The organism is Roseibium aggregatum (assembly GCF_014692675.1).
Classification (GTDB): Bacteria; Pseudomonadota; Alphaproteobacteria; order Rhizobiales; family Stappiaceae; genus Roseibium; species Roseibium aggregatum_C.
In genome coordinates this window covers 1-455 of record NZ_JABFCZ010000099.1, presented here as the reverse complement: position 1 = coordinate 455, position 455 = coordinate 1, and the positions used below count along the sequence as shown (strand labels likewise).

Sequence of the window (455 nt, the reverse complement as noted above, 5' to 3'; positions counted from 1 at the left end):
GCCCGGCACTTTCCGCGCGACCGGAGACATCATGAGTGGACTGATCCCGCAACGCTTTGTTGAAGACCTGCTCGACCGGGTAGACCTGGCAGAGCTGATCGGATCACGTATCACCCTGAAAAAGGCCGGCGGCAACTACAAGGCCCGCTGCCCCTTCCACGATGAGAAGACGCCGTCTTTCAACGTTCGGCCGGATAAGGGCTTTTACCACTGCTTTGGCTGTGGCGCCCATGGCGATGCCATCAGTTTTGTCCGCGAATTCGACGGCCTGGGCTTTACTGATGCGGTCGAGGAACTGGCCCGCCGAGCCGGTATGGAAGTGCCCTACGACCAGAGCGCGCGCCAGGAAATGCAGCAGGCGCGAACACTGACGGACGCCCTGGATTACGCCAGCCGCTTCTATCAGTCAGCCCTGAAGGGCCAGCAGGGTGAATTCGCCCGGGACTACCTCAAAC

The 455-nt window shown here is 60.9% G+C and carries 1 protein-coding gene; it reads left to right on the top strand.

Going from position 1 to position 455, the window contains the following annotated elements:
* Positions 1–31: 31 nt before the first annotated feature.
* Positions 32–455, top strand: a 424-nt coding sequence (locus HK439_RS26475; RefSeq protein ID WP_235988131.1) for a DNA primase, incomplete at its 3' end; no start/stop codon positions are given.